Below are 26,163 nucleotides of genomic sequence, written 5' to 3' on the forward strand. Positions count from 1 at the left end.
ACGAGCAAATGTCCACAACGATTCCGTACACGAAGAAGCCGTTCGCCTCATCGATCATGCTGTGGATCCGCAACGACCAGCCTCGGCAGCAGGGGATGGATTACTGGAAAGGTCCCCACTCCACGATCATCTCTCCGACCCCGGGGGTTTGACGAGTACCGCCAGATCCACCTCGCCGAGACCAATCCCGGGCTGTGGCCGGCCACTCCCGGCGTCGAGACCGCCATTCCCGGTGACCGGCGGATCGATGGGGTCGCCGAAGTCACCTTCGCCTCCGTGCTCTCGCCGTTACGGGGACGGAAGCAGACCCGGTTGGCGTTCAAGGACGAGATCAACGTGTTCCGCTGCACCCTGCTCTACGCCGGCCCGCCGAATTCCTCCCGCTCGTACGACGTCGCGGGCCCGGACGAAAGCGTCGGTGCCCGCGCGCTTGTCTACCTCCGCAGGCGAAACGATGTCCGGGTGGCTTCCGAAAGTTCATCTCGACGAAGCTCGTGTCCGGTCTCGCCGAGACGGGGCTGACGGAACTCCGCACGCAGACCTTCATGCCCTGGTACGAGAAGCTCTGGGACACCCCAGACGTCGCGCACGACAACCCGAAAGACCAGCACTTTCACGCCTCACTGATCCTCGGCTTCGCAGACAAGTCAGCCCGGGCGGCATTCTTCGAGAGTCCAGAGGTGAAGAGCCTGTCCGACCCCCTGGCGTCCTTCGCCTCCGCGGTCCACGCCTACGACGTCTCTGCGGCACTGACTTACGTCAAAGACGCTCGCATCCTTCCGCACTACGAGGAGTAGACAGGATCCGCGAAAGTGTCGAGGACATACGTACCTTCGTTCAATCGGGGATTGGTAGCGCCGTGGTCATGAAACCGTGTCATGACCACGGCGCCACGGGTGTTTTAGGCGTTCTTGGCGGTCAGCTGTGGGTATACGGCCTCGATGGGGGCGCTGAGTCCGGCCTTGAGCTGTACGGACGTGTCGTCAGCGAGGACCTCGTACTCACCGGCTTCCACAGCGTCCAATACGGTACGCACGAGATCGGCCGGGTCCGTCTTGGGCTCGGTGGTGTGTGCTGCCATCGCGGTGTCGACATAGCCGACGTGTACGCCCACAACGTGGACGCCTGCGGGGGCGAGTTCCAGGCGCAGTGAGTTGGTGGCCGACCAGAGGGCGGCCTTAGTGGCGCTGTAGATGCCGGCGACGGCGTACCAGCTCAGGGCGGAGTGGATGTTGATGATCGCAGACTCTTCCCTCGCTGACAGGGTCGGAGCGAATGCCCGGGTGAGGAACAATGGGCCGAGGAAGTTTGTCTCGACGTTGGTTCGGATTTCTTCAGTGGTGTGGGTGAGGATGCCACTGCTGGCCACGGAGGCTCCGGCGTTGTTGATCAACACCGTGATGTCCCCGGCGGCCTCGACCGCTGCCTGTATGGAGGCCGGGTCCGTGACATCGAGGGTGAGCGGGACGATGCGCTCGTCCTCCCAGTCGCGGGGAGACCGGGCTGTGGCGTACACCTTGCTTGCGCCGCGGGCGAGGGCGTCGTGAACGAACTCTGTTCCAATGCCTCCGTTCGCACCGGTTACGAGGACGATGGATCCTTTAAGTGAGGGCATGGTGTGTCTTCTTTCGTTGCGATGAAGCCGTGTTCAGAGGCCATGCGAAGATGAGAGCAGTATCTGAGCAGCAGCATTAGTGACTGCGTTCATAACTGAGTGTAGTCAGAGTTTATTCCCGGGAAGGTCACCATGTCGCTCGCATCCAAGTCCGTCGGCCGGCGCGAACGCAACAAGCAGGAGAAGCTTGACCGCATCACCGCTGCCGCCAGGGAACTCTTCTCAACGCATGGCGTCGACGACGTCACCACGCAGCAGATCGCCGATAGGGCCGACATCGGCACCGGCACGCTGTTCCTATACGCCAAGACCAAGGGCGAGCTCCTCCTTCTCGTTCAGAATTCCAGCTATGTCGACGCGCTGGTGCGCGGCCGGGCGGCTGCCGCGGATATCCCCGAAGTCCTTGACGCTGTGATGGCAATCGTGCGGCCGGTCGTGGAGTGCAACCGCACCCAGATTGACAACGGACGGACCTACCTGCGGGAAATGATCTTCGGGGATCCGGAAGAACCTCACCACCGGGACGCACTCGCCCTGACGGGTCAAACTGAGGAAGCCATCGTCGCCATCCTGCGGCGCGATGAAAGCGTCAGCGAACCCGAGGCCGCGGCGCAGGCGCACATCATCTCCGCCATTATGTTTGTCAGCATGGCGGCAACCGTCAACATCGGGAGCACCGTCGACGACCTTCTGCAGGACATCAGGGGACAGGCCGAGGTCCTCCTGAGCCCGAAGAAAAGTACTCCAGTTCGATGAACGGGGCTTCCCGGCCGTGTGGTCTTCTTCTGTAGCACCTTCGCATCGACGATTGGTAGGACTCTTCGGCTGATCCTGAGTGCGGCTGAAGATCAACAGCTACCGTCAATCCGCGATGCGCGGACGACGGCGGGACGTCCCGCCGTCGTCCGCTGCCGGGTGCGCTGGACACGCAGCTTCAGCGGGATGCCGGCATCAGCCATTTCGAGTACGTTGTTATGTCTGTTCTGTCTGAGTCCCCGGAACGCACGCTGAGGATGAGCGAGCTGGCCGTGATGGCCGAAGCTATGCTCCCGAGGCTGTCCCAGGTGGTGGCAAAGTTGGAGAAGCGGGGCTGGCTCCGCAAGGCCCCCGACCCTGCCGATGGCACGTACACACTGGCCACCCTCACCGACGATGGCTGGGAAAAGGTCGTTGCAACCGCGCCCGGCCACGTCGAGACCGTCCGCAGCCTCGTCTTTGACCCGCTGACCAAGGCCCAACTCAAACAAGTCCGCGAAATCAGCCGCCGCATCATGACTGCCCTCGACCCGGAAGACCGCTGTCTGCGCTGACCACCTCTGGGCCGAAAGCGCTCCGCAGGCCCAAGGGTCCTCCCATTGGAATTTTCAAGTGCACTTTGAGTGCAGTATGATGCACTGTATGGATAAGAGTACAAGTGCGCTTGCGACGGCGATTGGTGGCCGGGTGCGGCAAGAGCGGCAGTCACGGGGCTGGACCCTCGATCAGCTAGCCGACGTTGCAGGCGTAAGTCGCCGCATGCTGGTCAACGTCGAGCAGGGCGCGGCGAATCCCAGTGTTGGAACCCTGCTGAGGATCAGCGATGCCCTCGGCATCGGACTGCCGGCACTGGTCGATTCTCCCCGCCCCAAGCCGGTGACTGTGACGCGCAGCGGGGAAGGCGCCGCCCTGTGGACGTCGGCGTCCGGTGGGCGCGGCGTGCTGGTGGCGGGGACTGAATCTCCCGACGTCGTCGAGCTGTGGGACTGGACGCTGGCCCCTGGTGACCTGCATGAAAGTGAGGCCCACTCGGCAGGCACCAAGGAGCTGTTGCAGGTCCAGCAAGGGTCCGTCACTGTTGTGGTCGCCGACGAGTCGTACGTCCTCGGTTCCGGTGACGCTGTTTCCTTCCCCGGCGACGTCGCCCACTCCTACGCCAATGCCGGCACGGAACCGGCAAGGTTCTCCCTGGCCGTCTTCGAACCGGGCGTGGGGACCGGACACCGGAGTGAGGCTACGGATGCGTGACCCGGCAATGCTTCAGGACCTTTTGGACAACGCCTGGGTGGATGCCCCGGTTTTCTCGCTGCGGCCGGACTACCGCGCTGTCCTGTTGGCGGTGGACGGGCTGGTCCCGGGCCCAAGCGACGAGGACAGTGAAGCGCTGCTGCAGATGGCCGAGGCCTCGGCCAGAAAAGCCCTGGATGGGCGGCCGGTGGAAGATCTTCCCCACGTGGCAGCATGGCGCGAGGCGTACAAGTCGTTCGGTGCAAAGCCGCAGCGCACCCGGAACAGCCTTGAGGCGCTGCTTCGCCGCACAGCGTCGGGCCTGCCGAGGGTGAACCGGCTGACCGATGTCTACAATGCCGTCTCGGTGCTGCACCAGGTCCCACTGGGAGGTGAGGATTTGGCCGGCTACATCGGGGTGCCCCGACTGGTGCGCGCTACCGGAGTGGAGCCGTTCGACACCACCGCCGGCGGCACCGAAGTTGTTGAACACCCGGAGCCGGGTGAGGTGGTCTGGTGCGATGACGGCGGCGTGACCTGCCGGCGCTGGAACTGGCGCCAGGGCCGGAGGACCCAGCTTGGCGAAGACACCACCACGGCACTGTTCATCCTCGACGCCCTCCAGCCCATGACCGACGAAGCGCTCGCCGCAGCCGCCAACGACCTGGCCGGCCGGCTGTCACGGTTGGGGCCGGACGTCAGGACCGCCCGCCGTCGTATAGCAGCGGCCGCGACATCCCAGGAAGGAAACTGAGATGCGCATGCGAAGCGCTGTGAACGTCCCGGTACCACCCTGGGGGCTGGCCGTGACGGCGATCCTGTCAATTCAGCTGGGTTCTGCCCTGTCGATGGATCTGATCGAGGCGGTGGGCCCGGCCGGAACGGCATGGCTCAGGCTCAGCATGGGAGCCATCATTCTCCTGGCGATCGCCCGCCCGCCGTTGCGCTCCGTCCGCCGAGGCGACGTGCTGCCATTACTCGGACTCGGCATCACGACTGGCATGATGTCGATCGGGTTCCTCGCCGCGATCGAACGCATACCGCTCGGCACCGCCGTGGCCATTGAGTTCCTTGGACCCCTGACGGTGGCCGCAGTGCGCAGCCACAACCGGAAGGCGCTCATCTGGCCGGCTGTGGCGCTGCTCGGCGTCGTCTTACTGACCGAACCCTGGCAGGGCGACTTCAACCCAGCGGGCGTGGCGTGGGCGGCGCTGACGGGCGTCGCCTGGGGCGGCTACATCCTGCTCACCCAGCGGATCGGGGACCGTTTCACCGGAATCGGGGCGCTCTCAATGACTGTGCCCATCGCTGCTGCCACGGCAGCCGTCGTCGGGATCCCGCAGGCGGCCGGCCACCTCACCTTCGGGATCCTGGCCGCCGCGGCCGGGCTGGCCATCCTGCTGCCCGTGCTGCCGTTCGCGCTGGAAATGCTCGCCCTGCGCAGGATGACGCCTACCGCGTTCGGAACGCTTATGGCCCTCGAACCCGCGCTCGGCGTCCTCCTCGGACTGCTCATCCTGCACCAGCAGCCCTCGGCCATCCAGGTCCTCGGCATCCTGCTCGTGGTCCTCGCCGGTGCCGCGGCTCAGCTCGGCGGACGACGGCGAACAACGTCACCGCAGCGGAGCCCCAGTCCTGCCGACCTCGACTTAGTGGGCTGATCCGATGTTCACTGGCTTGAGCGCTTTTCCCCTCACCCCGCTGGCCCACGATGCGGTGGACGAGGCGGCGTTTATCCGCTTGGTCGAACGGCTCAGCGAAGCCAACGTCGATTCGATCACCGCGCTCGGCTCCACGGGATCCTACGCTTACCTGAGCAGTGATGAGCGAAGCCGTGTTGCGCAGCTGGCCGTCCGGCACGCCGGCGGGACACCCGTCATTGTCGGCATCGGCGCCCTGCGGACCTCCCAGGTCCTCACGAACGCGGAAAACGCCGAACGGGCCGGAGCTTCAGGCCTGCTGCTCGCACCGATGACGTACCAGCCCCTCACCGACGATGAGGTGTTCGAACTCTTCCGGACGATAACTGCGTACTCGTCGCTGCCGGTGGTGGTCTATGACAATCCCGGCACTACCCATTTCACCTTCACCACCGAACTCTATGCACAGATCGCCGCGCTGCCCGGCATTGCTTCCATCAAAATCCCCGGAGTACCCACTGACCCGAAGCATGCGCGGGCCAGGGTCCAGGAGATCCGCGCGGCGATCCCGGAGCACGTGACCATCGGGGTCGCCGGAGACGCAACGGCCGCCGACGGACTGGCCGCCGGGTGCGATGCCTGGTTCTCGGTCATTGGGGGCACTTTGCCCGCCCTGGCGGTTGGAATCACCCGGGCGGCGCAGGAAAAAAGGTTCAACGACGCGCGGGCCGCTTCCGAGCGCCTCGCACCACTGTGGGAGCTCTTTACCGAGTTCGGCGGAAGCATCCGCGTGGTCGCGGCCATCGCGGAACACCTGGGACTTGCCCCCAAGGGCTGCCTGCCGCTGCCGATCCGGGGATTGACCGAGGACCAGCGCCGCCGTGTTGCCGCGGTGATGGATGCGCTCGGCCTCCACGGGTAAAACCCGCACCGGAGGTTCAGCCGGGCGGAACTTCGGGGCGGCGCCCACGGGCAAGCGGCGAATACGCTCTCGGAGAACCGGCCCATTTTCTCCACCGGCTCCCCGGATGAATCCCAGCCACCGGACGTAAACTGACCTTCGCACCACCTCCAGCTCGAACACCAGCGGGACAGAACCTTTGGAGCCGCTTTGCTCTGGAAACTGCTTGTTGAATACCTGCGGCCGCACCGGCAGCTGCTGATCGCCGTCGTGATTTTCCAGCTGGCGCAGTCCATCGCGTCGCTGTACCTGCCCACGCTGAATGCGGACATCATCGATGAGGGCGTGGCCAAGGGCGATACCGGAGTCATCCTCAGCCTCGGCGGCCTGATGCTGGCGATCACCCTGCTGCAGATCGTGTGCGCCGTGATTGCCGTGTACTTCGGGGCGAAGGCTGCCATGGGCGTGGGCCGGGACCTCCGCGGTGCCATCTTCACCCGGGTGGGGGAGTTCTCCGAGCAGGAAGTCACCAAATTCGGCGCGCCCAGCCTGATCACGCGGTCCACGAACGACGTCCAGCAGGTCCAGCAGCTGGTGCTGATGGCCGCCACCATGATGGTGGCCGCGCCGATGCTCGCCATCGGCGGCGTGATCATGGCCGTCCGCCAGGACGTGCAGCTGTCCTGGCTGATCGCCGTCGCCGTGCCCGTGCTCATGATCGGCGTAGGGCTGATCATCACCCGGATGGTGCCACTGTTCCGGAAGATGCAGAAGCGGATCGACACCGTGAACCGGGTGCTCCGCGAGCAGCTCACCGGCATCCGGGTGGTGCGCGCGTTCGTCCGCGAGGACATCGAGACCGCCCGCTTCGCCCAGGCCAACGACGACGTCACGGACACCGCCCTGCGTGCCAGCCGGCTGATGGCCCTCGCGTTCCCCGTGGTGATGCTGGTGCTGAACGTCTCCAGCGTGGCGGTGATCTGGTTCGGCTCGTTCCGGATCGAGGACGGCTCCATGCAGGTGGGCACCCTCATCGCGTTCCTGAGCTACCTGATGCAGATCCTCATGTCCGTCATGATGGCCACCTTCATGGCGGTGATGATCCCGCGCGCCGCGGTCTCGGCGGACCGGATCGGCGAGGTGCTGAACACCGAATCCAGCGTGCGGCCACCGTTGAATCCCGTGACCAGCGCGGTTCCGTCCGGCGGGCGGCGCCGCGGGGAGCTGGAAATGCGCGACGTCGGATTCGCCTACCCGGGTGCCGACCAGCCCGTCCTTTCCGGGATCAGCTTCACCGCCAAAGCGGGGCAGACGACGGCGATCATCGGCAGCACCGGTGCCGGGAAGACCACCCTGGTGAACCTCATGCCGCGGCTGTTCGATGCCACCACCGGCTCGGTCCGGATGGACGGCGTGGACGTCCGCGAGCTGCACCCGGACCTGCTCTGGGGGCACATCGGCCTGGTCCCGCAGCGGCCCTACCTGTTCACCGGCACCGTCCGCAGCAACCTGCAGTACGGCAAACCGGACGCCACCGCGGACGAACTCTGGACTGCACTGGAGATCGCCCAGGCGCGCGAATTCGTGGAGGAAATGGAGGGCGGGCTGGACGCGCCCATCTCCCAGGGCGGCACCAACGTCTCCGGTGGGCAGCGGCAGCGGCTGGCCATCGCCCGGGCCCTGGTGAAACGGCCCGAGCTGTACATCTTTGACGATTCGTTCTCCTCGCTGGACACCGGCACCGACGCCCGGCTGCGCCAGGCCCTCAAGCGCAGCACCGCCGGCGCCACCCTGGTGATCATCGCCCAGCGCGTCTCCAGCATCGTGGACGCGGACCAGATCTTAGTGCTCGACGACGGCAGGATCGTGGGGCGCGGAACGAACCGCGAGCTGCTGGAGACATCGGAAACGTACCGGGAGATCGTTTCCTCCCAGCTGGCAGCGGAGGAGACGGTATGAGCACGCAGAACCGGCCGACGTCGGGCGCTCCCCACAGTGCCGTACCCAACTCTGCCGCCCCCGGCGGAACTGCAGCGGCCTCGAAAACCGGGACTGCCGACGTCGTACGCATTCCCCGTCCTGCGGGCGGACCGGGGCGCGGCGGACCGTTCGCGGGGATGAACGTGCCGGCGGAGAAGGCGATGAACTTCGGGCCGTCGGCGAAGCGGCTGCTGGGGACGCTGCGGCCGGAACGGGCCTGGCTGCTGCTGGTGCTGGTGATGGGCGTAGCCAGCGTGACGCTCTCGGTGATCGGGCCGCGGCTGCTGGGGGAGGGCACCAACCTCATTTTCGCCGGGGTGGTCTCCAAGCAGCTGCCCCCCGGGGTGAGCAAGGCGGAGCTGATCGCGCAGCTGCGCGCCGCGGGGGAGAACCAGAAGGCGGACATGCTCACGCCCATGGCGCTGACGCCGGGGCAGGGGATCGACTTCGCGGCGCTGGGCAGCGTGCTGATGTGGGCGCTGGTGCTGTATGTGCTGGCGTCGGCGTTTATGTGGGTGCAGGCGTATGTGCTGAACGGGGTGGTGCAGCGGACGGTGTTCGGGCTGCGCGAGGAGATCGAGGCGAAGATCCACCGGCTGCCGCTGCGGTATTTCGATTCGATCCAGCGCGGCGAGCTGCTGAGCCGGGTGACGAACGATGTGGACAACATTTCCCAGAGCCTGCAGCAGTCCATCAGCCAGGCCGTCACGTCCGTGCTGACCGTGGTGGGCGTGCTGGTGATGATGTTCATCCTCTCGCCCACGCTGGCGCTGATCGCGCTGGTGACAGTGCCGCTGACGCTGGGGGTCACGGCGCTGATCGCCAAGCGCTCGCAGAAGCTGTTTGTGGCGCAGTGGAAGCACACGGGGGAGCTGAACGGGCAGATCGAGGAGACGTACACCGGGCATGCGCTGGTGAAGGTCTTCGGCCGGCAGCGCGAGGTGGAGGAGCGGTTCCGGCAGAAGAACGTGGAGCTGTACGACGCGAGCTTAGGCGCGCAGTTCATTTCCGGGCTGATCATGCCTGCCATGACGTTCATCGGGAACCTGGTGTACGTGGGGATCGCGGTGGTGGGCGGCCTGCAGGTGGCGTCCGGGGCCATGCAGCTGGGCGACGTGCAGGCGTTCATCCAGTACTCGCGGCAGTTCACCATGCCGCTGGCGCAGCTCGGGTCCATGGCCAATCTGCTGCAGTCGGGGGTGGCGTCGGCCGAGCGGGTGTTCTCGTTGTTGGATGAGCCGGAGGAGTCTGCTGAGCCTCCTGCTTCGTCTGGTCCGGTTTTCGGGCGGGGCCGGCTGGTGTTCGAGGACGTCTCGTTCTCCTATTCGCCGGACAAGCCGCTGATTTCTTCGCTTTCTCTCGTGGCTGAGCCCGGGCAGACGGTGGCGATTGTGGGGCCGACGGGCGCGGGGAAGACCACGCTGGTGAACCTCATGATGCGGTTCTACGAGCTGGATGCGGGGCGGATAACGCTCGACGGCGTGGACGTCACCTCGGTGCCGCGCCGCGAGCTGCGCTCGCGGCTGGGCATGGTGCTGCAGGATACGTGGCTGTTCGGCGGGACCATCCGAGACAACATCGCGTATGGGCGGCCTTCGGCTACCGAGGACGAGATCCTGGAGGCGGCGCGGGCGACGTACGTGGACCGGTTCGTGCGGTCGCTGCCTGAAGGGTACGACACCGTGCTGGAGGACGAAGGCTCCAACGTGTCTGCCGGAGAGAAGCAGCTGCTGACGATTGCCAGGGCCTTCCTGGCCCGGCCTTCTGTTTTGATCCTGGACGAGGCGACGAGCTCGGTGGACACCCGGACCGAGGTGCTGGTGCAGAAGGCGATGCGTGCGCTGCGGTCCGACCGGACTTCATTCGTCATTGCGCACCGGCTTTCCACCATCCGCGACGCCGACCTCATCCTAGTGATGGAGGCTGGCCAGATTGTGGAGCAGGGGACGCACGCTTCACTGCTGGCTGCGGGCGGGGCTTACGCGCGGCTGTATGAGGCGCAGTTCGCGGCTCCTGTGGCGGAGGTTTAACAGGCACGCTGTAGCGCGGTTTGGCTAAACGCGGGGATCCCTTCGAGCGGAAGCGTCAAGAGGTCGATCAACATGACAAACCGCGCACGCCTTGTACTGGCTACAGAGACGATGACTCCGTCAGAGTTCGCCGACTCAACGACCACGCGCTGGTTGTTATCGCTTAGATAGACATTGTCGGACGACCCCTGCATCCCCAGTTGTGCGCCTTTACCCAGCAAGTCATCAAGGTTTCCGCTGCCGACTTTCACCAGCGCCTCGGCCCGTGTAATCACCTCAAGATCCGCTATTTGAGGTCCGTCCAGGTGCAAGTCACCATCCCCTGCCCTCGGGGTCGCGAGAAGGACATCAACGCCGATGCGTCCGGGGCCGACCGCGGCTGCGACTACTCCTTGATCGTGGGCCCAAGACACGTCCCAGTTGCTTGGATTGGGGATGGATGGGCGCCCGTGAGGGCCTCCACAGACGCCGCACATCTGATGAATCTCGTAATTCGAGGGCGGCGAGTTGTGGAGGAAACCCATCAGCAGAAGGGCAACCCTGCGGGCGGCGGTGAAGTCGTCACGATCCTGTGTCCTGACCAGCCTGCTGCGGCGGGCGGCACTGGCCGGAGACAGCGGGGGGCCGTCAACAGCCTGAAGCACGTCATCACTCCGTGCAACGACGATGAAAGAATGCCCGATGCCATCATCGCCGTCACGGGGATCATCTGGCACTTGCGAGCGACCCGTGAGGTATCGGCTGACCAAAGACATACTCAAGGTCTTCGACACACTTCCTGATGAAGTCAGACGTCAGAACGGACAATGTTGCGTCCGAGCCTGTGGCCGACAGAGCTGCAGTGAGCTCCGGAGACCCGATGAGCGATCCGTGTGCCGGTTCCTCCGGTTGAGAGAAGCCCTCAAGCAGCGGCAGTACGGAAGGGCGTTTGTCGTCCTTGTCGAGAGCGTTCAGCGCAGCAGTGAACCGGTGCAGCCATTCACCGTACGATTCGATTCGAATCAGTGGCACACCCATCTCGATGAGCCAGTGAACCATCCGGTCCAGCGAGATACCGTCGTCGAACGGGTTCACCAAGTGGAAGGTGGCGAATGTCTTTCGTTCATCCCTATGCGTCAGCGACGCAATTGCCTGAGCGACGACGTCGGCGGGCAACCCGTCGTAGTGGGCACGGTCACCATCGTGGGTGTAGAACGAAGACGGCGCCAGGCCCGTACGGATCAGGCTGTACAGCAGGCGAGTAAAGGTATCAGGGACGTTTATTTGCCCCCGGAATTCTGAATGAGCCAGAATCATGCTCGACCGGATGACGGTGACAGGGAGGTCATAGCGGGCGTGGGCGTCTCTGAGGAGCACCTCTCCTGCCCACTTCGTTGCAGCGTAGCCATCCACTATCCCGCCGGCCATCTCAATCTCAGGGAGGGCCTGGCGGATGTCTGACAGTTCATCCAGCGGTAACGACGACGTTCCTGTAAGGAGTGCTGTAGCGATGCTGGACATGAACGTAACTGGTTTGAGCGGACCTGTGATGGCCAGGCGGATGACCCCGGCGGTTCCACTGACGTTTGCGGCGAAGAGTTCGCGGTAGGACAGTGCGTGGTTGACCATCGCGCCGGCGTGGATGATTTCCGTGAGGTCCTGGGTGAGCCGTTTCCAGGTGGGATCGTCCAGTCCCAACTGATCTTCGGAGATGTCTCCGGCGATCACGTCGAGGTTGGCGCTGAGTCCGTCGAACTCGGCGAGCAATGTTTCCGAGGTGGAGAATGCCTTTCGCAGACGACTCCGTGCTGCAACATCATCACTGGCGCGGATCAGGCAGGTCACACGGTTATCGGTGCCGGCGAACTGGCGCAACCATTGGAGGCACAGGAAGTGTCCGAGGTAGCCACTGGCTCCGGTGATGAGGACTGACTTGGCATCCCCTGCCGCCGGAAGCGGGTCTGGCAAAGGAATCTCGTCGTCGAAGAATCGCGGGAGCGTCAGATCGGCTGCCTGAAGTAGATGGGGTTCGGCACCGTGGATTTCCTCGAAGGATGCCGAGTCCAGGCCTGACAGCTGTTTGGTATCGATGTACTCGGCCAGTTGCCGGATTGTGTAGGACTCGCTGACTACGGTGTCGACGGGGACGCGGATACTGTAGATCTGCTCAAACAACCGGGACAGGTAGACAGCGGTGAGGGAGTCCCCGCCGAGGTCCCGAAACTTCGCAGACTCAGCGATGTCCTCCACATCCGCCTGGATAGCGACGGCAATGGCAGTGCGCACGGTCGAGACCGTCTCACCCTCAGCGCCGTGGGCGACCAGCCAGTCGAGGAGTTGGTCACGTCCGGACCTGAGCTCCTGATACAGCGCCGAAAGCCTTGGTCCGTACTTTTCCACCAAACGTGGGCGCACCGGTTTACGGTGGTCGGAGAGCAAACCATTGGTTTCGCTGAACGGCTCGAAGTCGATGAGGACGGCGCTGGGAATCTCGTAGGAATTGAGGTTCTCGTCACCTGCAACTTTTCGGAACTCGCGGACGATCCGCGTCTGGATCGCCGCTAAGTCATCGGCGAGCTCTGTTCTCAACTCATCGGAGGGAACAACAACTCCCACGATCGACGATTGATCACTTTCACCGTAGAGGAATGCCTGGCGGATGACGTCGCTTCCGGCAGTGTACTTAGCCTCCAGAGATGGCAGCGCGACAAACTCTCCCTGTGAGAGCTTGATGATGGCATTCTTGCGGTCGATGATACGAACCCGGCCGTCATCGTCCACCGAAGCGATGTCTCCCGTTCGGTAGTACCCATCGTCGGTGAATATCTCACGATTAAGTTCAGGGCGGTTATAGTAGCCCGGAACCGTTGAGGTGCTCTTGATGAGCAGTTCCCCCCTGGCATGAGGACGATCGGATGAGAAATACCCCAGTTCCGGAACATCCTGGAGCTGGTAGCTGATCACCGGGGGACGCAGGAACCTGCCGTCGGCGAGAACGCCGCCAATCTCGGTCGTACCGTAGAGTTCGTGCAGTTCGATCCCGAGTAAAGACTCCATGAAGCTCTTGAGTTCTGCCGAAACAGGCGCGGACGTGCAGCTGGCCCATTGAATGTTGCCGCCCAAGGTGCCTTGGCGCATATCCGCGAGGACTTTCATCGCGGCGGCATCGCTATCGGTATCGGGGGTGCTTTTGCCGGCTGGTTGCGTTGCAATGGCCTGGAGCCGGCGCTGGTACTCCTGGTGCAGGAGTTCGCAGACCCGGGGTACCAGAGACAGCTCCGTCGGCTGGGCGAGGCTGAGGTCATCGAAAAAACTCGACAGGTTCGTCGTGGACGCGAAGTAGGTCACACCACCGCGGGCCAGCGTGCTCCTGACTGATGAGTGACCGGCAACGTGGCTCATTGGCATGTAGTGGAAGTTGGCGATGTCGACAGCTTCCGCGAAAAACTCTGACCATCCTTCTCCGCCCCACATCTCTGCCAGAAGCCGCTCGGTATACATGGCACCTTTGGGTGTACCGGTGCTGCCGGAGGTATACAGGAGCATCGCGAGGGCATCCTCACCGGTGCCTTCATGCTCAGGGTCGGCAACGTACTGACCGTTGTCCAGGTCCAGGATCTCCAGGGATATGGATATCTCCCGGGCCGCTGCTTCGACAGCGCTGTGATGTTCGGATTCGCCGCCACGGTAGTCAAGGACAATGACTCGCTCCACGCTCGCGTGGTCAGCGACCAACCGGGCCGCACGGTCCAGCAGTGCGACCGTAACTGCCAGAACGCGGGGCATAGTCTCCTTCATAACCGCGCTCTGCTGTTCGTAGGTACCGCTGGTCTGCAGCGGAACGGTGGTGATGCCTGTGAGATTGCTGGCGAAGTCGACGGTCGTGAAGTCAATCCCGGCGAATCCCAGGAGGGCAACGCGGTCGCCCGGCAGGATTGACGGGCGGGTCCCGGTTTCGCTCCGAAGCTGAGCGGCCACCGATGCGACACGCTGTCCGACTGCTTTGTACGTCAGGGTTTCGTAGGCTCCCAGGACTCGATTGTCCATACTGCTGATCTGTTCGTTAGTAGTGGGAATGTGGCGCCGCTCTGCCAGCGCCGGACGTTCTGCGAAATGGTCAAATGCGGACATCATTATGGTCCTGAGACGCATATATCAGTGCTCCATTGAAAGCTGTAGTGATTCAGAACTGCTAAGGTCCTTCAACGTTGTTGAGTGCTTGTCCGGCGAGGGCCCCGACGCCCGGAACTTGTTCGGGAGGACGCTGAGCCCGTCCCGTGACGCATCGTCGTTGGGCGTGTAGACCTCAAGGCGATGATCCGGCGACTCCGGCTGCAGCCAGACCTGATAATCGACGTCGAGTGCCCCGACCGTGGGGTGGGACAGGATCATGTTGCCGACGGTGCAATCGGCGACATCGCCCTCGGCCCAGAGGCTCGCGAACTTGCTGCTCTTCATGGCCAGTTCCCCAATCAGCTCGGCAAGTCTCGCATCCGAGGGGTAACGGCCGGACGTCAACCGGAGGTACGCAACATGTGTGCGGGCAAGTTCTTCCCAGTTGCTGTAGAGGTCCCGTGTGAGCGGATCAAGAAAGAATGACCTGGGCACTGAGGGGCGCCGATGGATATCCATTGGCGTCTCGAAGGGTAGATGCTCGAAGAGTAATTCATGGCCGGAGTGATTCCAGGCCAGGATGTCGCCCCGACGTCCCAGGACGACGGCTGGGAGTGTCTCATGCAAAGACTCAAACAGGGCGAGCACGCGGCGATGGGGTTTCTCCGGAGGCTCCCGCACCAGGCGAGATGATGACGAACTGGAGTTTGCCAGGTTATACAGGTGGATTCGTTCAGCGTCTTCGAGCCTCATGACCGAAGCGAGTGCGTCCAGTACCTGCATCGATGCGGTCCTGGTTTGATCCTGTTCGATCCTCGTGTAGTAGCCGACGCTCACGCCGGCAAGACGAGCCAGCTCTTCACGACGAAGACCAGGCACCCTTCTTGTCGCATTGCCCGGGTCAAGGCCGATCGATGCGGGGTCGGTCTTGTTGCGCCGGGTTTTCAGGAAACTGCCTAGGGTGCCTTTCATACTTTCAGGCTAGCCGTGTGAGAGGCGTGACTGTGGGAGCGAGGGTATCCCTAACAGGTGCACCCAGCGCAGATGTGGGGGCGGACGCCATCCCGCCCGGGTACATCTCTTATGGATACCCACCGGCGTTGTACCCACGGACGCGAGTACCCAAGACTGTGGCCTTGTTGTGCTCTATCCGGTCTTACACGATGAAGAGCATGAATGTAATTCAGCAGAGCGACAGAAATAAAACTTCGGCGGCGCCGCCCAGGTCCTGGTGGGGCCTCATTGCGACCCTTGGCCCCGTACTGGTGGTGGCTATGGACGGATCGATTCTCTTCCTGGCCATGCCGAGTATCAACGAGGCGATCCGGCCCACCACGGACCAGGCCCTTTGGATCCTGGACATCTACGGATTCGCCGTCGGCTCGTTGCTTATCACCTTCGGCAACCTGGGCGACAGGTTCGGCAGGAAAAGGCTCCTGCTCATCGGCGCCACGGTCTTCGGTATCGGATCATTGTGCGGGGCGTTGTCACCCACTCCGGAATTGCTTATTGTTTCCCGGGCACTGATGGGCCTGGGCGGGGCGACGCTTCTGCCCTCATGTCTTGCCGTTATCAGTGAGTTGTTCCAGAACCCCGCCCAGCGGGCCAGAGCAATCGGTATTTTCGCCGCGACATTCGCCGCAGGATTCGTGATTGGACCTATCGTCGGCGGAGTCCTACTGAATCATTTCTGGTGGGGCTCGGTCTTCCTCATCAACATCCCGGTCATCGTTCTCTTCCTGTGCCTGGCGCCGGTCCTTCTCAAGGAAGTCCACGGATCCCGGCCGGGAAAGGTCGACCTGCTCAGCGTCGCCCTGTCCGCCGTCGGCCTCCTCGTCGCCATCTATGGAGTGAAACACGCTGCCAGTTACGGCATCGACGGACAGAGCGCCGTCATGATCGCCGCCGGAGCCGCCCTCTTTATAGCGTTCCTTCGTCGACAAAAGCGACTGCAGTTGCCTTTGCTTGATATTGGCCTGTTCAAAGAACACGTCTTCGCAGTCGCGATCCTGACCGGGCTCCTCTCGCTCTTCGTATGGTCCGCCGCCGCCTACCTCAGCATGAACTATCTCCAGTCAGTCTTGGGTTTGTCAGTATTTACCGCTGCGCTCCTCGCGATCCCGGGTGCGAGCATTCTCACGCTCTCCTGCGTGCTGACACCGCGCCTTGTTGAACGGGTGGGCGCCCGGAAAGCCCTGCTCATCTGCCACTTCTCCATGGGCCTGGGTATGCTTCTGCTCCTCTTCACCGATGACGCTACGGGCGCAGTCTTCTACGTGGCCTCGACCATGGTGGCTGGCGTGGGCTTCGGCATTTCCTTCAGCCTCGTCGCCGACACAGCCGTGGGAGCCGTTCCGGAGTCGCGAGCCGGTTCAGCAGGTGCCATCGCGGAGACCAGCAACGAGATTGGTAACGCGCTGGGTATTGCCTTGCTGGGATCTCTCGCGACGGTCGTCTTCCGAGCTAGCTACGACGGGGAGGAGAGCGGGATCGGTGAGGTAGTGGACCGGCACGGTACAGGGTCAGCTGCATTTGAGCAGGCGCAATCCGCATTCCTGGCCGGCTTCCATTCCGTCGCGGCCGTCGCTGCAGTGATCTGTATTGGGCTGGGGATCCTCACCATCCGGTGGCTTCCCAAGACTTCCGACACGCATGACCAGGTGCAGTCATCCTCAGTGTGAATCCGCGCGCCATGCTTCGGTAGCAATCCCTGCTCACTCAACTATTTGCCACTGGAAAGAGACACGAATGTCAAGCATCAATACCGCCCTGATAACGCCCGTCGACGAAAGGCGGACCGCCATTGGCTCGGTCCCGGCACAGCAACAGCCGAATTGGGGTGACGACGCCCTGAACGATGCCATCACATCTCTGGAACTGTCGGCACCATTGGTTTCGGAGTCAGAGATCGACGAACTCAAACGCGGGTTGCAGCAGGTCGCAGACGGCAAAGCAGTCATTCTCCAGGCAGGCGATTGCGCCGAGCCAATAACGGACACTGCCTCCGACGTCGTCGAGCAGAAGGCCCTTGCACTGGACATCATGGGCCAGATGCTGAAGCACACTACGGGCTCGCCGGTGCTGCGTATAGGCCGCATCGCGGGACAGTTTGCCAAGCCTCGCTCACAGTCACACGAAACGGTCAGCGGCTCCCTGATCCCGACCTATCGCGGGGCTCTGGTCAATGATCCCTACCCATCGGCCAGGGCACGGGAACATGAACCTGAACGTCTCATACGCGCCCGTGCGGCGGCCGAAGTCATCAGCGAGCAGTTACGTTCCAGAGGCGGAGAGAGGATCTGGACAAGCCACGAAGCACTTGTCCTCGACTACGAGCTCCCGCAGATCCGGCCGACTTCCGACGGCCGGGCCATGCTGACCTCCGCGCATACGATCTGGATCGGCGCACGAACGAACCAGATTGACCACGCCCATGTAGCTCTGGCCGCCAGCATCATCAATCCCGTCGGGTGCAAGGTATCGGCAAACACGACGCCGGACGATTTGGTGGCACTTGCTGAAGCCATCAATCCGAATCGCGAGACCGGCAAACTAATGCTGATCGCGCGCATGGGAGCCTCCGTGGACCGGCTTCCCGAGTTGATGAACGCAGTGAAGCGTCAGGGCCAGCCGGCGATATGGCTTTGCGATCCGATGCACGGCAACACCCTGACGGCGGCTGACGGGCGGAAGACGCGGTATGTGGAGACCATCAAGAAAGAACTCGAGGAGTTCCAGCGTGCCGCTCGCGCCACCGGGATCATTGTTGGAGGAGTGCATTTGGAGACGACCATTGACGACGTCAAAGAGTGCCTGGTCAATGATCAGGACGTTCGCGATGGCCACGATCCGTTCACCACACTCTGCGATCCTCGCCTGACAATCCGGCAGGCTCTCGAAGTGCTGTCGCACTGGGAGATCGGAGCGTAATTATGGCCAATATCCACTGGGATCAGGCACAGACAATCAGCTACGACACACCGCGGCCGGATGAGTATCCGGAACCGGTTGTTGACTGGCGGGCGTCTTCGAGCAGGTCCGTGCTGCTCGTTCACGACATGCAGCGCTACTTTCTGGATCGCTTCGATGTCGCAAGCCAACCGGCCGCCGATCTGGTCGACAACATTGAGCGGGCTATTACGACGGCCCGCGGACTCGGCGTACCGATTATTTACACGGCGCAACCGGGAAATATGACTCCGGAACAGCGAGGGCTCCTGAAAGATTTCTGGGGCCCGGGGATGTCGGTTTCGCTGGAACACCGTCGTGTCGTTGATCGTCTCGCGCCCGGACCCGATGACATGGTGCTAGACAAATGGCGATACTCGGCTTTCGCGCGCTCCCGTCTGGAAGAACATCTCCGCAAGATCGGCAGAAGCCAGCTCGTGATCTGCGGCATCTATGCTCACGTCGGAGTACTCTCAACGGCCCTTGACTCGTACACGAGGGACATCGAGACGTTTGTTCTCGCCGATGCCGTCGCGGACTTCGACCGTACCCAGCATCTCAACACGCTCAACTACCTGGCCCGCACATCTGCGCGGGTGCTCCCGACTGCAACGGTCCTGAGCGAATGGGTACGTCACGATGAGAGCTGACCCGAACGATTCGTTTGCGCTGATCATGAAGGACGGGCTCGTACACCGCTACGACGGCGAGTCCGCCCTGTTCGACGACATCGAACAAGCACAGACCGAATCCGACGAGATGATTCTCGCGTTGCCGTTCCGTCAGGCGCTGTGGGGGAATCGACCTATGTCCGGTCCGGAACGTTCAGCTCGCCAGCATGTGTCCGCCATTCGTGTGCGGGACCACGAGGAATGGACCGTCGAGGAGTTCCTCAAGACGGGAGAGGTGACGGCGACCCAGCTCCATGACGGACATTTCGACGTCGGCGATGACGACTATGCGCAGCGTGTCCGTACCGTAGTGGACAAGGAAATCCGGGCCGGTCACGGCTCCAACTTCGTGTTGCATCGCACGTTTCGGGGTCGGATCTCATCACGGGACGTGGAGACGGAGATGTCGATCTTTCGTTCCCTCCTCCGCGGTGAAGCCGGGTCGTACTGGACATTCCTGGTCCACTTTCCGGACCACAGCCTTATCGGCGCCAGCCCGGAGGTGCACCTTCAAAGGAGCGCCGATGGACTGACCACCATGAATCCGATCTCGGGAACTTATCGGTATCCGAAGGGCGGACCCGAAGAGAACTCTATGCGGAACTTTCTCCAGGACCCGAAAGAGCGGAATGAGCTCTACATGGTGGTCGACGAAGAGCTGAAGATCATGTCTGACCTGTGCGACGAGCGGCCTTGGATTTCAGAACCGAAGATGCGCTTCATGTCCAACCTGGCGCACACCGAGTACTACATCCACGGGTATAGCTCTCTTCCGTGGACAGCCGCTTTGCGCGGTTCGCTCGTGGCGCCCACGGTTCTCGGCAGCCCGCTTGAATCTGCGTTCCGCATGGCCCAGCGGAACGACCTGAGTCCCCGGAACTATCTGGGCGGAGTGCTGGCACATGCATCGGGGGGCGACGACCAAAGTTTCGACTCCGCCATCCTCATCCGAACTGCCTGCATCGAAACTACCGGCGAGGTCTCGATCCCGGTCGGATCGACCATCGTCAGAGACTCAGACCCGGTCCTCGAAGCAGCCGAGACTGTGGCGAAGGCTTCCGGAGTGCTGGCTGCGTTCGCCCGTCCGAATGAAGAGGCCCTTCATTCCATGGCAAACGAGATGTTGGAGGAAAGGGTAAACGACGTCGCCGGCTTTTGGGCGCAAACCGGCAGCACCTTCGACGGTTACAGCCAAAACAAGTTCAATGCGATAGTCGTTGATCATGATGATCGCTTCTCAGGAATGCTCGCGGCCCTTCTGAGGTCCGTGGGGCTCAACGTGTCCGTGGTCACCGGGAGTCCAGCGCCGGAACAGCTTGCAGGCGCTGATCTGCTGGTACTCGGACCGGGCCCTGGTGACCCGAATGACCAGTCTGATACACGGATCGGCTCAGCCCGACGGTTGGCCAGGTGGGTGGTGGAGACACGGGAGATTCCCACTCTGGCTGTGTGTCTCTCTCATCAATTGATCTGCCGGGAGCTTGGTTTTGAGGTCAGACGACTCCCTCGGCCGAACCAAGGCAGCCAACGGAACATATCGTTCTTCGGAGAAGACGTACGGGTGGGCTTTTACAACTCGTTTAGCGCCTACGACGGGGATGAGCCGGATCCCAACGTGGAAGTAGCCCGAGACGAAATGACTGGGGAAGTCCACGCTGTGAAAGCGCCGGGCATCATCGGCCTCCAATTCCATCCGGAATCAATACTGAGCGTTGATGGGGCCGAAGTATTGCGGAAGTCGGTCGTCGCGCTCATGAGAAATCTTGCCGCCGTCGCATGAGAGATCAGCGGCCTGGTGGTTGTAGGTCTTTCGCTCGCGGGGCGAGACCGCACCCGACCACTACCATCCCTCCAAGTGAATCGAACGTCGGGCCTGCTGTTCCAGTGAAAGTGGTCAGTCTTATCAGAACTTCCGAGGGCTGAGCTTCACCTGGGTGACCCTGCACCATGGAACCGTCTGGCAGCGGTTTCCATGGTGCGGAGCCAGTCGTCGGCATCGGCAAAGGGGAAGCTCATCGAGGCACTCCATTGCCGGCACCGTCCTGGCATCCGGCGGCGGCTGGTCAGAGCTGTAAGCGTTGCCCAAGCGGCGGCGAACGAGTTATGGGGAGATACTGTCGCCGAAATGATCCTGCTATGTTTGTTTCTGGGTCCCCTTCGATCATTCGGCTTAACCACAGGTTCTTGTTTTGCTTTGAAGCAAAGGACATGGAGAGATCTCCACTCCGGCTTCTCGAATGTGGCAGCTCTGTCAGTAGATGGCTACTTTTCACAGGCTCTTCTTGTTCATCGCCATACTCGAGAGAGTCGCTGGTTAGCTTCCGTTCAATTGTTGCTCCGTGGTTTTTCGCTTAGAAAAACCACCGTGGCTTCCGAAAAGGCGACATCACTTATGATAGACGGATCATTTGAAAGGGCTGAATCCAGTATCCGGAGCAGCGAAGTCTTGCCGGAACCGTTGAGTCCCCAGAAAACATTTATGTGTTTATCGAACTCGGCCTTTTGGACGCCTCTGTTGCCGGCGAGACCGGTTATCTCAAAACTAATCAGCTTGGTCATCATATTTCCCGGTTCACGTACAACGCTTGGTCTCCATCTATTCAGCAGGGTCCGTTGCATCGACCACTTTGCATTCGACGCAATCCTAATCGTAGCGAGCGGTGGGCTGTCTCCTCGTTCACCTAAGCTTCTTCGGTTCGGGTGAATCTGCGGAAACGGCCGGGGATGGCCGCGCGTACCCCTTATGCGTCGCGTGCCATTGTTGACGTTGACGGACCACAGGAAGGATTTCGTGGCCGTCCAGGCCCGGTGGCGGGCATCGAAAGTTCTTCGGCCGGTCACGCGCCGGTAAGCCCGCACGAAGGTCCCAGCTCGCCCACCCCCCCGCCGTAGTACACGGACACACAGCGCAACGTACGAGCCCCGCGCGTAACCTGTTTAGATGCCTCGTTTTGCGCTTGATATTGAGTCCGTCCCCCGCCCAGTCCGCTCGCAGGAGCTTCTGGACGCAGTGAACCACCGTGTCGTCATTGCCGACGGCGCCATGGGGACCATGCTGCAGGGGCGGGAGCTGTCCCTCGAGGAAGACTTCCTGGGGCTGGAAGGCTGCAACGAGATCCTCAACGCCACGCGGCCAGATGTCCTCGCGGACATCCATGACGCGTACTTCGCCACGGGCATCGACGCCGTGGAAACCAACACCTTCGGCGCGAACTGGTCCAACCTCTCCGACTACGGCATCGACGACCGCATTGAAGAGCTCGCCCGGAAGGGCGCCGAGATCGCCCGCGAACGCGCCGAAGCGGCAGAAAAAACAGACGGCCGGATGCGGTGGGTCCTGGGCTCGATGGGGCCGGGCACCAAGCTCCCCAGCCTCGGGCACACCACCTACGACTACCTCAAGCAGACCTTCGCCCTGCAGGCCGAGGGCCTCATCGACGGCGGCGCGGACGCCTTCCTCATCGAAACCAGCCAGGACCTCCTGCAGACCAAAGCCGCAGTCAACGGCTGTAAACAGGCCATCGTCACCCGCGGCATCCGGCTCCCCATCTTCGTTACGGTGACCGTCGAGACCACCGGCACCATGCTGATGGGATCCGAGATCGGCGCGGCGCTCACCGCGCTCGAGCCGCTCGGCGTCGACGCCATCGGCCTGAACTGCGCCACGGGGCCGGACGAGATGAGCGAGCACCTGCGCCACCTCGCCAAGCAGTCCTCCGTGGCCATCGCCTGCATGCCCAACGCCGGCCTCCCGGTCCTCGGCCCCAACGGCGCGCACTACCCGCTCTCGCCCAGCGAACTCGCCACCGCGCACGAGCAGTTCGTGCGCGAATTCGGCCTGGGCCTGGTGGGCGGCTGTTGCGGTACGACGCCGGAGCACATGGCCGCCGTCGTCGAGCGTCTTGCGCCCTTCCGCACCAGCGCCGCCGTCACCACGGGCGGCAGGGGCGCCGACGGTGCCCGCGTTCCCACCGAGCGCGAAGCAGGCATCGCTTCCCTCTACCATCACGTGAATTTCGACCAGGAGTCCGCGTACCTCGCCATTGGTGAGCGCACCAACGCGAACGGTTCGAAGGCGTTCCGCCAGGCGATGCTGGAAGAGCGCTGGGACGACTGCGTCGACATCGCCCGCGAGCAGGTCCGCGTCGGCGCACACCTGCTCGACGTGTGCATCGACTACGTGGGGCGTGACGGCGTGGCCGACATGAAAGAGATCGTCTCGCGTTTCGCGTCGGCCTCCACGCTCCCTCTGGTCATGGACTCCACGGAACCGGCCGTCCTTCAGGCCGGGCTCGAACACATCGGCGGCCGCCCGGTGGTCAACTCCGTCAACTACGAGGACGGCGACGGCCCGGAAAGCCGCTTCGCGCGCATCATGCCGCTCGTGAAGGAACACGGCACCGCCGTGATCGCCCTGACCATCGACGAACAGGGCCAGGCACGCACCACCGAGGGCAAAGTGGCCATCGCCTCCCGCCTCGTCGACGCCCTGGTGGGCGAATGGGGGATGCGCGTCGAAGACATCATCGTCGACGCACTGACCTTCCCCATCGCCACCGGCCAGGAAGAAACCCGCCGGGACGGCATCGAAACCATCGAGGCCATCCGCCAGATCACCGCGAAGTATCCCGGCATCCAGACCACTCTCGGCGTCTCGAACGTGTCCTTCGGCCTGAACCCGGCAGCGCGCATGGCCCTGAACTCGGTGTTCCTGCATGAGGCCGTGCAGGCGGGACTGACCAGCGGCATCATCGACGCCGCCAAGATCGTGCCGCTCGCTTCACTGCCGGAGGAACAGCGCAAGGTCGCCTTGGACCTCGTCTATGACCGCCGCGAATACGACGCCGACGGCAACGTTACGTACGACCCGCTGAACATCATGCTGGACCTGTTCGCCGGCGTCGACACCGCAGCGCTCAAGGACCAGCGCGCCGCGGAACTCGCTGCCCTGCCCACGGGCGAACGCCTGCAGCGCCGCATCATCGACGGCGAAGGCAAGGGCCTCGAAGAGGACCTCGACCTGGCCCGCAGTGAAGGCATGTCACCGCTGGCCATCATCAACGACCAGCTCCTCGAAGGCATGAAGGTGGTCGGCGAGCGCTTCGGCGCCGGCGAGATGCAGCTGCCCTTCGTGCTGCAGTCCGCCGAGGTCATGAAGAATGCGGTGGCCCTGCTCGAGCCGCACATGGAGAAGTCCGACTCCTCGGGCAAGGGCACCATGGTGATCGCCACCGTGCGCGGCGATGTGCACGACATCGGCAAGAACCTGGTGGACATCATCCTCACCAACAACGGCTACAAAGTTTTCAACATCGGCATTAAGCAGGGCATCGCCGAGATCATGGCCGCGGCCGAGGAACACAACGCCGACGTCATCGGCATGTCCGGCCTGCTCGTGAAGTCCACCGTGGTGATGAAGGAAAACCTCGCCGAACTGCAGTCCCGCGGCCTCGCGAAGAAGTGGCCCATCATCCTCGGCGGCGCCGCCCTGACCCGCGCCTACGTGGAGCAGGATCTGGCGGAGCAGTTTGAAGGCACCGTCCGGTACGCCAAGGACGCCTTCGAGGGCCTGGCACTCATGGAACCGCTGGTGCAGGTGGCCCGCGGCGCCGACCCCGCCGCCGTCGGCCTTCCGCCGCTGAAGAAACGGATCCACAAGGGCGGCCCGAAGTTCACGGTGACCGAGCCGGAGGCAATGCCCGGCCGGTCCGACGTCGCCGCCGACAACCACGTGCCTTCGCCGCCGTTCTGGGGCACGCGCATCGTGCGCGGCGTCTCGCTCCACGACTACTCCACCTTCCTGGACGAACGCGCCACGTTCATGGGGCAGTGGGGACTCAAGCCCGGCCGCGGCGACGATGGCGCCTCCTACGAGGAGCTGGTGGAACGCGAGGGCAGGCCGCGCCTGCGCTACTGGCTGGACCGCATCCTCGGCGAGGGAATGCTGGACGCGTCCGTCGCCTACGGCTACTTCCCGGTGGTCTCCGAGGGGGAACAGGTGGTGGTGCTGCACCACGGTACGGATTCCGACGGCGTCCTTGGCACCGCGGGGCTGCTCGCCCCCGACGGCGGTTCAGGCGGCCCGGTCGGCACCGACCGGCTGCGGTTCGACTTCCCGCGCCAGCGCCGCGACCGGCACCTGTGCCTCGCCGACTTTGTGCGCTCACGAGAATCTGGACAGATCGACGTGCTGCCGGTGCAGCTGGTCACCGCCGGCTCGAAGATCGAGGAGGTGACGTCCAAGCTGTTCGCCGCCAACCAGTACCGCGACTACTACGAGCTCAACGGCCTGGTCATGCAGCTCACTGAGGCGCTGGCGGAATTCTGGCATGCACGCATCCGCTCCGAGCTGGGCTTCGCTGCCGAAGAGCCGAAGGACAAAGCCGGACTATTCAAGCTCGACTACCGCGGTGCGCGGTTCTCGCTCGGCTACCCCGCATGCCCGGACATGGAGGACCGCCGCAAGGTGACGGAGCTGCTTAAGCCGGAGCGCATGGGCGTGGTCCTCAGTGATGAGCTGATGCTGCACCCCGAACAGTCCACCGACGCGTTCGTGTTCCACCACCCGGAGGCCAAGTACTTCAAGGTGTGAGTTGAAGCCGGTCTTTGGCCTGGGCGGATGTAATGCATCCACGTGTCAGGTTGGAATCTGAGCCGTCCATCGGAAGGCAATTGGGAAACACGTTTTGGACCCTATCCTGACAGTGTTTGTGGGGCTTCCTGACGTCAGATGGCGTGTACGTGAGTTGACGCAAGATGGCGCCCGGGGCGTCGGATTGGAGTCTCATCTTTCGTTCTGATCGGTACCGACATGTACTGCGAGATGTCCTTGGCGCAGGTTTGCGAGAATCTGATCAGTGAGCGCTTCAATGCCGCCTTCGGATGTCACGGTCATTCCGGCTTCGGCTGTTTCCAGGGCCTCGAGTGTCTTCAGCTGTGAGGTGAGAAGGGATACAGGCATGAAGTGTCCTGGACGCTGGACCAACCGCTCCTTCAATACCGAAGGGTCGACCTTTAAGAGGACGAACCTGGTGGAAGGAGCGGCTGCGCGGATAGCGTCACGGTAGTCGCGTTTGAGGGCCGAACAGGCAACCACGATCCCATGGGGGTGTTCGCCCGCGAGTTCTGCGCCGACTAGGCGAAGCCAGGGCCGTCTGTCTTCATCGGTGAGCGGTACGCCAGCTGTCATTTTTTCGACGTTCGCCAAGGGGTGCAGGTCGTCTGCGTCCTTGAAGGTTGCTCCGAGCCGGGCTGCCAGGGCAGCGCCGACCGCAGTCTTGCCCGAGCCCGACACGCCCATGAC

General features: G+C 63.0%; 21 protein-coding genes. 15 read left to right on the forward strand and 6 right to left on the reverse strand.

Going from position 1 to position 26,163, the window contains the following annotated elements; all coding sequences use genetic code 11:
- Positions 1 to 8 precede the first annotated feature (8 nt).
- Entirely contained in the window at positions 9 to 152 is a 144-nt protein-coding gene (locus CXR02_RS22580; RefSeq protein ID WP_219816397.1) for a hypothetical protein, read from the forward strand.
- A 342-nt stretch (positions 153 to 494) separates the two neighbouring features.
- Complete coding sequence (locus tag CXR02_RS22585) at positions 495 to 797, forward strand: hypothetical protein (protein ID WP_219816398.1); 303 nt, start codon at positions 495 to 497, stop codon at positions 795 to 797.
- Positions 798 to 901: 104 nt separating this feature from the next.
- Here the strand turns inward: CXR02_RS22585 and CXR02_RS08590 are convergent, their stop codons facing one another.
- Positions 902 to 1,615 carry an SDR family oxidoreductase gene (locus CXR02_RS08590; protein ID WP_104061597.1) on the reverse strand — a complete coding sequence of 238 codons (714 nt, stop codon included), beginning with the start codon at positions 1,613 to 1,615 and terminating at the stop codon, positions 902 to 904.
- 132 nt (positions 1,616 to 1,747) lie between these two features.
- Between CXR02_RS08590 and CXR02_RS08595 the strand changes: the two genes are divergently transcribed.
- From CXR02_RS08595 to CXR02_RS08630, 8 genes are all read left to right on the forward strand, one after another.
- Positions 1,748 to 2,371 carry a TetR/AcrR family transcriptional regulator gene (locus CXR02_RS08595; RefSeq protein ID WP_104061598.1) on the forward strand — a complete coding sequence of 208 codons (624 nt, stop codon included), beginning with the start codon at positions 1,748 to 1,750 and terminating at the stop codon, positions 2,369 to 2,371.
- A 194-nt stretch (positions 2,372 to 2,565) separates the two neighbouring features.
- Complete coding sequence (locus tag CXR02_RS08600) at positions 2,566 to 2,925, forward strand: MarR family winged helix-turn-helix transcriptional regulator (RefSeq protein ID WP_258060884.1); 360 nt, start codon at positions 2,566 to 2,568, stop codon at positions 2,923 to 2,925.
- Between the two features lie 88 nt (positions 2,926 to 3,013).
- Positions 3,014 to 3,619 carry an XRE family transcriptional regulator gene (locus tag CXR02_RS08605; protein WP_181037170.1) on the forward strand — a complete coding sequence of 202 codons (606 nt, stop codon included), beginning with the start codon at positions 3,014 to 3,016 and terminating at the stop codon, positions 3,617 to 3,619.
- A complete protein-coding gene (locus tag CXR02_RS08610) occupies positions 3,612 to 4,352 on the forward strand; it encodes a B3/4 domain-containing protein (RefSeq protein ID WP_104061600.1) in 741 nt (246 codons plus the stop codon). Before CXR02_RS08605 ends, CXR02_RS08610 begins: the two co-directional genes overlap by 8 nt.
- Before the next feature lie 7 nt (positions 4,353 to 4,359).
- Positions 4,360 to 5,259, forward strand: a complete 900-nt coding sequence (locus CXR02_RS08615; RefSeq protein ID WP_104061713.1) for a DMT family transporter — start codon at positions 4,360 to 4,362, stop codon at positions 5,257 to 5,259.
- A 4-nt stretch (positions 5,260 to 5,263) separates the two neighbouring features.
- Positions 5,264 to 6,160, forward strand: coding sequence for a dihydrodipicolinate synthase family protein (locus CXR02_RS08620; RefSeq protein WP_104061601.1), 897 nt, complete (start codon positions 5,264 to 5,266; stop codon positions 6,158 to 6,160).
- A gap of 189 nt (positions 6,161 to 6,349) precedes the next feature.
- Positions 6,350 to 8,098, forward strand: coding sequence for an ABC transporter ATP-binding protein (locus CXR02_RS08625; RefSeq protein WP_104061602.1), 1,749 nt, complete (start codon positions 6,350 to 6,352; stop codon positions 8,096 to 8,098).
- On the forward strand, positions 8,095 to 10,149 hold the full coding sequence (locus CXR02_RS08630; RefSeq protein WP_308470671.1) for an ABC transporter ATP-binding protein: 2,055 nt from the start codon (positions 8,095 to 8,097) through the stop codon (positions 10,147 to 10,149). Before CXR02_RS08625 ends, CXR02_RS08630 begins: the two co-directional genes overlap by 4 nt.
- Here the strand turns inward: CXR02_RS08630 and CXR02_RS08635 are convergent.
- From CXR02_RS08635 to CXR02_RS08645, 3 genes are read right to left on the reverse strand one after another with little or no spacing between them, the layout of a single operon-like run.
- Complete coding sequence (locus CXR02_RS08635; protein ID WP_146072496.1) at positions 10,146 to 10,922, reverse strand: 4'-phosphopantetheinyl transferase superfamily protein; 777 nt, start codon at positions 10,920 to 10,922, stop codon at positions 10,146 to 10,148. The genes CXR02_RS08630 and CXR02_RS08635 overlap by 4 nt on opposite strands.
- A complete protein-coding gene (locus CXR02_RS08640; RefSeq protein ID WP_219816399.1) occupies positions 10,855 to 14,262 on the reverse strand; it encodes a thioester reductase domain-containing protein in 3,408 nt (1,135 codons plus the stop codon). Before CXR02_RS08640 ends, CXR02_RS08635 begins: the two co-directional genes overlap by 68 nt.
- Before the next feature lie 21 nt (positions 14,263 to 14,283).
- On the reverse strand, positions 14,284 to 15,213 hold the full coding sequence (locus CXR02_RS08645; RefSeq protein ID WP_104061605.1) for a helix-turn-helix transcriptional regulator: 930 nt from the start codon (positions 15,211 to 15,213) through the stop codon (positions 14,284 to 14,286).
- A gap of 302 nt (positions 15,214 to 15,515) precedes the next feature.
- Here CXR02_RS08645 and CXR02_RS08650 point away from each other — a divergent pair, with 302 nt between their 5' ends.
- The 4 genes from CXR02_RS08650 (at position 15,516) to CXR02_RS08665 (ending at position 20,640) form a co-directional block, all read left to right on the forward strand.
- The gene (locus CXR02_RS08650) at positions 15,516 to 16,922 is read left to right on the forward strand and encodes an MFS transporter (protein WP_219816400.1); all 1,407 of its coding nucleotides are present in this window, start codon (positions 15,516 to 15,518) and stop codon (positions 16,920 to 16,922) included.
- 67 nt (positions 16,923 to 16,989) lie between these two features.
- Positions 16,990 to 18,171 (forward strand): 3-deoxy-7-phosphoheptulonate synthase, encoded by a 1,182-nt coding sequence (locus tag CXR02_RS08655; protein ID WP_104061606.1) that lies wholly within the window; start codon positions 16,990 to 16,992, stop codon positions 18,169 to 18,171.
- Between the two features lie 2 nt (positions 18,172 to 18,173).
- Entirely contained in the window at positions 18,174 to 18,839 is a 666-nt protein-coding gene (locus tag CXR02_RS08660) for an isochorismatase family protein (protein ID WP_104061607.1), read from the forward strand.
- Positions 18,829 to 20,640 (forward strand): anthranilate synthase family protein, encoded by a 1,812-nt coding sequence (locus CXR02_RS08665; RefSeq protein ID WP_104061608.1) that lies wholly within the window; start codon positions 18,829 to 18,831, stop codon positions 20,638 to 20,640. Before CXR02_RS08660 ends, CXR02_RS08665 begins: the two co-directional genes overlap by 11 nt.
- 545 nt (positions 20,641 to 21,185) lie before the next feature.
- On the opposite strand, the gene CXR02_RS08670 is transcribed toward CXR02_RS08665, so the two are convergent.
- Complete coding sequence (locus tag CXR02_RS08670; RefSeq protein ID WP_181037172.1) at positions 21,186 to 21,419, reverse strand: ATP-binding protein; 234 nt, start codon at positions 21,417 to 21,419, stop codon at positions 21,186 to 21,188.
- Positions 21,420 to 21,801: 382 nt separating this feature from the next.
- On the opposite strand from CXR02_RS08670, the gene metH reads away from it, so the two are divergent.
- Entirely contained in the window at positions 21,802 to 25,452 is a 3,651-nt protein-coding gene (gene metH, locus CXR02_RS08675) for a methionine synthase (RefSeq protein WP_104061610.1), read from the forward strand.
- Between the two features lie 192 nt (positions 25,453 to 25,644).
- Here the strand turns inward: metH and CXR02_RS08680 are convergent, their stop codons facing one another.
- The gene (locus CXR02_RS08680; RefSeq protein ID WP_258060877.1) at positions 25,645 to 26,160 is read right to left on the reverse strand and encodes a gluconokinase; all 516 of its coding nucleotides are present in this window, start codon (positions 26,158 to 26,160) and stop codon (positions 25,645 to 25,647) included.
- Positions 26,161 to 26,163 lie beyond the last annotated feature (3 nt).

It is taken from the genome of Arthrobacter sp. 4R501 (genome assembly GCF_002929755.1).
Classification (GTDB): domain Bacteria; phylum Actinomycetota; class Actinomycetes; order Actinomycetales; family Micrococcaceae; genus Arthrobacter.

Bases quoted from the DNA above. Each gene is read 5' to 3' on its own strand.
- CXR02_RS22580 (WP_219816397.1), top strand. From the start codon at position 9: ATGTCCACAACGATTCCGTACACGAAGAAGCCGTTCGCCTCATCGATC.
- CXR02_RS08590 (WP_104061597.1), bottom strand. From the start codon at position 1,615: ATGCCCTCACTTAAAGGATCCATCGTCCTCGTAACCGGTGCGAACGGA.
- CXR02_RS08595 (WP_104061598.1), top strand. From the start codon at position 1,748: ATGTCGCTCGCATCCAAGTCCGTCGGCCGGCGCGAACGCAACAAGCAG.
- CXR02_RS08605 (WP_181037170.1), top strand. From the start codon at position 3,014: ATGGATAAGAGTACAAGTGCGCTTGCGACGGCGATTGGTGGCCGGGTG.
- CXR02_RS08610 (WP_104061600.1), top strand. From the start codon at position 3,612: ATGCGTGACCCGGCAATGCTTCAGGACCTTTTGGACAACGCCTGGGTG.
- CXR02_RS08615 (WP_104061713.1), top strand. From the start codon at position 4,360: ATGCGAAGCGCTGTGAACGTCCCGGTACCACCCTGGGGGCTGGCCGTG.
- CXR02_RS08620 (WP_104061601.1), top strand. From the start codon at position 5,264: ATGTTCACTGGCTTGAGCGCTTTTCCCCTCACCCCGCTGGCCCACGAT.
- CXR02_RS08630 (WP_308470671.1), top strand. From the start codon at position 8,095: ATGAGCACGCAGAACCGGCCGACGTCGGGCGCTCCCCACAGTGCCGTA.
- CXR02_RS08640 (WP_219816399.1), bottom strand. From the start codon at position 14,262: ATGATGTCCGCATTTGACCATTTCGCAGAACGTCCGGCGCTGGCAGAG.
- CXR02_RS08645 (WP_104061605.1), bottom strand. From the start codon at position 15,213: ATGAAAGGCACCCTAGGCAGTTTCCTGAAAACCCGGCGCAACAAGACC.
- CXR02_RS08650 (WP_219816400.1), top strand. From the start codon at position 15,516: ATGGACGGATCGATTCTCTTCCTGGCCATGCCGAGTATCAACGAGGCG.
- CXR02_RS08655 (WP_104061606.1), top strand. From the start codon at position 16,990: ATGTCAAGCATCAATACCGCCCTGATAACGCCCGTCGACGAAAGGCGG.
- CXR02_RS08660 (WP_104061607.1), top strand. From the start codon at position 18,174: ATGGCCAATATCCACTGGGATCAGGCACAGACAATCAGCTACGACACA.
- CXR02_RS08665 (WP_104061608.1), top strand. From the start codon at position 18,829: ATGAGAGCTGACCCGAACGATTCGTTTGCGCTGATCATGAAGGACGGG.
- CXR02_RS08670 (WP_181037172.1), bottom strand. From the start codon at position 21,419: ATGACCAAGCTGATTAGTTTTGAGATAACCGGTCTCGCCGGCAACAGA.
- metH (WP_104061610.1), top strand. From the start codon at position 21,802: ATGCCTCGTTTTGCGCTTGATATTGAGTCCGTCCCCCGCCCAGTCCGC.
- CXR02_RS08680 (WP_258060877.1), bottom strand. From the start codon at position 26,160: ATGGGCGTGTCGGGCTCGGGCAAGACTGCGGTCGGCGCTGCCCTGGCA.